Source organism: Armatimonas sp. (genome assembly GCF_043760365.1).
GTDB lineage: Bacteria > Armatimonadota > Armatimonadia > Armatimonadales > Armatimonadaceae > Armatimonas.
In genome coordinates this window covers 1-3,859 of record NZ_JAYUPA010000680.1, presented here as the reverse complement: position 1 = coordinate 3,859, position 3,859 = coordinate 1, and the positions used below count along the sequence as shown (strand labels likewise).

General features: G+C 60.3%; 3 protein-coding genes and 1 tRNA gene. All 4 read left to right on the top strand.

The annotated features are described in order from the left end of the window. On the top strand, nucleotides 1-1,659 hold a 1,659-nt coding region (locus ACH2EH_RS15865; protein ID WP_395143060.1), incomplete at its 5' end, for a hypothetical protein. An 80-nt stretch (nucleotides 1,660-1,739) separates the two neighbouring features. After that, the gene (locus ACH2EH_RS15860; protein ID WP_395143058.1) at nucleotides 1,740-2,558 is read left to right on the top strand and encodes a tetratricopeptide repeat protein; all 819 of its coding nucleotides are present in this window, start codon (nucleotides 1,740-1,742) and stop codon (nucleotides 2,556-2,558) included. Between the two features lie 28 nt (nucleotides 2,559-2,586). Then, nucleotides 2,587-3,720, top strand: coding sequence for a tRNA guanosine(34) transglycosylase Tgt (gene tgt / locus ACH2EH_RS15855; RefSeq protein WP_395143056.1), 1,134 nt, complete (start codon nucleotides 2,587-2,589; stop codon nucleotides 3,718-3,720). A gap of 57 nt (nucleotides 3,721-3,777) precedes the next feature. After that, nucleotides 3,778-3,850 (top strand) — tRNA-Ala (locus ACH2EH_RS15850). The last annotated feature ends 9 nt before the right edge of the window (nucleotides 3,851-3,859 follow it).

The following is a 3,859-nucleotide window of genomic DNA, read 5'->3' as shown; positions in this document are numbered from 1 at the left end:
CTGGTGCCAGAGCGGCGGTTCACTCTTCTTATCGGGGCACTGGCGCTCGTGTTGGCGTCGGTGCCCTATTTCGTCGGCTGGCTGCTCACGCCTGCTGGTTTTGTGTACACGGGGCTGACGACCAATATTGACGACAGCTATGTGTACTTAGCCTGGATGCGGCACGTGGCAAGCGGCGCGTTTTTCCAGCACAACCAGTTCTGCGCCGAGCCGGAGGCGCGCCAGACGCTGCTTTTTAATCTCTGGTTTTTAGTTTTAGGAACCCTAAGCCGGGCCTTGCCGCCGATTCTGGTCTTTCATCTGGCGCGCATCCTAGGTGGCGCGGCGCTGCTCTGGGCCGTGGCGCGGCTGCTCGCGCTGGCCGTAAGCGATGAGCGAGCGCGCAAGCTTGCCTTTGCGCTGGTCTGTTTCTCCGCCGGGCTGGGCTGGCTGATTCCGGGCAATCCCTCCCTGAAGCCTTTTGCCTTCGCCAAAGCGACAATAGATACGTTTCAGCACGAGGCCATTACGTTCCAGTCGCTCTACTACTCGCCGCTCTTTGCGCCCGCGACGTTTGCGATGGTTGTGTTTATAACGGCACTTCTGCGCTCCGAGCAGACGGGCAAGCTGCGCGACACACTCCCCGCGTGCCTCGCCGGGTTTCTTCTGGGCAACAGCCACACCTACGATGTGATCCCGCTTTTTGCCGTCGCGCTTGCCGGGCGACTGGCGAGCGATATTTCGCAGCGCAAAGTGAGTACTGCGGGCTGGATTCGGCTGGTCGTGATCGGAGCGGCAGCCCTACCCAGCACGGCGCACATCGCCTATGTCCTTAAAACCGACGCGATCTTTCGGGCGCGTGCCAACGAAACCGAGCCAACCTACACGAGCCTGCTGCCCTGGGTACTTCTGGGCTACGGATTTCTCTTGCCTCTAGGTATCTTAGGAGCGCTCCAAAAAAACACTCCGGGACGCAGCGTGCTTATTTGCTGGGTGGTCGTGGGAGTGGCCGTGGCCTATCTGCCCTTTGAGTTTCAGCGCAAGCTGCTCATGGGGCCACATATTCCCATTGCGCTTCTCGCAGGTATTGGGCTGAGCACACTCGCGGGCAAGCTAAGCGGCGACTTCCCCAAGATTCTCGCGCTCTTCGGGGTGCTCATCACCGTTCCCTCCAACGCGCTGCTACTCCTACGTGACATCACACGACTACAAAACAACGAGTCAGGAACGGCGTACCGGCCCTATCTCACCCAGGACGAAGCAAGTGCTCTCGCCTGGCTTCGGGAGAACGCCCCCGCCGACTCCATTGTGCTTGTCGCGCCCGACCCGACCAGCCATACACGCTTTCCCAACAATCCGCTCATGCCGCATCTGGCCGCCGCCGTTCCGGCCCACACGCGCTGTATCGGCTACAACGGTCACTGGAGCGAGACCAAAGCATACGGGCGCAAGCTCGGCGAAGCCCGACGTTTCTTCTCCCAGAGCACCGATGACAGTCAGCGGGAAGCCTTGTTAATCACCAACAAAATTCGCTACATTCTCTATCTCAACCACCTTGCAGGAGCCGACTTAGGGGGCTACATCCCGGTGGACTGGACTCTGGGCAAGCAACCTGGGGCACTGCAACCAGTCTACACGGGCGCAGAGATAACGATTTTCGAGGTGTCTGCCGACGATTAAGACACAAGAGGCTCACTCTTGCATAAAGTGCTATAATTTTCGCGGAAGGACACGACTCAGCAATGTCACTATGGGGGAGGATGCTACGACGCAGCGAAGATGCAACCGACTATGATCGAGCGGTGCGTCTCTTTGATGAAGGGAAGTACGAGACCGCAATCACCGAGTTCGAGGCTATCTTAAGCCACCCGCGCCTCAGTCCCCTCACCGACGGCTTGTCACGTTTCTACCTGACCGAAGCCCATGCCGCGCTGGCAAAACAGCAAGCGGCACACAGCGCCTCCGCGCAGGGAGGAGTCATTCTCGATAAGCATGCCGCCGAGGAAGCCGCAGCCCACCTGCGCCAAGCGCTCACCCTCCACCCTCACTACGCCGACCTGCACTTTCGCCTTGGCTGTACCCTTCTGGCGCTAGAGAAGCTGGACGAAGCCTCTGCCGCGTTCACTCAGTCACTAGCGATCAATCCCAATTATGCCGATGCGCGTCGCCTCAACGAGGCCGTGCAGCTCGGCCAGGCAGCGGCAGAGCTTGCCCTCGCGGAGCTCCCTCCCAGCTTGGAGGACTCCATCGCGCTGCACTCCCGGCTGGCGCTGGATCTCTACCGCAAGGGGGAGTTTGAGGCCGCCGCAGATTCCTACCGCCAGGCACTTGCACTGGCTCCCACCTACCCGGATCTCCACAACCAGCTTGGCGTTGCCCTGCACGCCGCCGACCAGGACGACGAAGCCCTGCAAGCCTTTACGCGCGCCCTGGAGATCAACCCACGCTACATTGAAGTGCGTCTCAACCGCGCGGTTGCCTTGCGCTGCCTGGGTCGCGAGAAAGACGCACTAGAGGAGCTAGAGCGTGTCCTGGAGCTCGATCCTAAAAACGCCGCCGCCCGCGAAGCCCTCAGTTAGGCGCAAGTGATGGTAGCATAGTGGCTTCATGAGCCTCTTTACTCTCAAAAACTCAGCGACCAACTGCCAGGCACGGCGCGGGGAGCTGCGGCTTCCCCGTGCCACCGTCCAGACCCCAGCGTTTATGCCCGTGGGAACCCAGGGTACGGTAAAAGCAATGACCTTTGAGGAGGTCTGGGAACTGGGCTATCGGCTGATTCTGGGCAACACGTATCACTTGTATCTGCGGCCCGGCCCCGAGCGCGTGGCACGCTTTGGTGGCCTTCCGAAATTTATCGGCTGGGACGGCGCGATGCTCACCGACTCGGGCGGCTACCAGGTGTTCTCGCTGAAGGATCTCCGCAAGATCACAGAGGAGGGCGTGCTTTTCAGCTCCACACTGGATGGCAGTAAGCATCTTTTCTCACCGGAGCGCGTGATGGAGATCGAGCATGAGCTGGGCGCGGACATCATCATGGCCTTCGATGAATGCCCTCCCCATCCAGCTACCTGGCAGTACACCAAAGACTCACTGGACCGAACCCACCGCTGGGAAGAGCGCTGCCTGAAACGCCACAACGCGCTCGGCGGAGACGCCACGGGGCATCTTCTCTTTGGGATTGTGCAAGGCGGTGGCTACGACGATCTTCGCGCACAATCCGCCGAGGCAGTGAGTGCGATGGACTTCCCTGGGATCGCGATTGGCGGCGTGAGCGTGGGCGAGCCCGTGGAGGAGATGCGCCGCGTCACCGCGCTCACCACACCGCTCTTGCCCAAAGACAAGCCACGCTACTTGATGGGCGTCGGCACCCCCTCGGACCTGCTCGACGGCATCTACCACGGCATTGATCTCTTCGACTGCGTCCTACCCACCCGCATGGCACGCAACGGGACTCTGTTTACGTCACAGGGCCGGGCACATATCGCCAACGCCCGCTGGACTGATGAGCAAGGCCCGATTGACCCCGAGTGTGATTGTAAGGTCTGCCGCCGTCACAGCGCCGCCTACTTGCGGCACCTGCACCAGAGCAAGGAGATTCTTTATTCCTGCCTCGCCACCTACCACAACCTCGCCTACTACGCCAAAGTGATGGAAGACGCCCGCACCGCCATCGAGCAAGATCGCTTCCCTGCCTACCGAAGCGCGTGCTACGAAAAATGGGAACTCGCCCTTCCGAATTAGCCTCGACACGGTTGCAATGCCTTGCGAGGCTTGGTATAATTCACCCCACTACACTTTGGGGCTATGGCTCAGCTGGGAGAGCGCTACATTCGCATTGTAGAGGTCAGGGGTTCGAATCCCCTTAGCTCCACTTAAACGT

Coding starts and splice junctions, on each gene's coding strand:
- tgt (WP_395143056.1), top strand. CDS start 2,587: ATGAGCCTCTTTACTCTCAAAAACTCAGCGACCAACTGCCAGGCACGG.
- ACH2EH_RS15860 (WP_395143058.1), top strand. CDS start 1,740: ATGCTACGACGCAGCGAAGATGCAACCGACTATGATCGAGCGGTGCGT.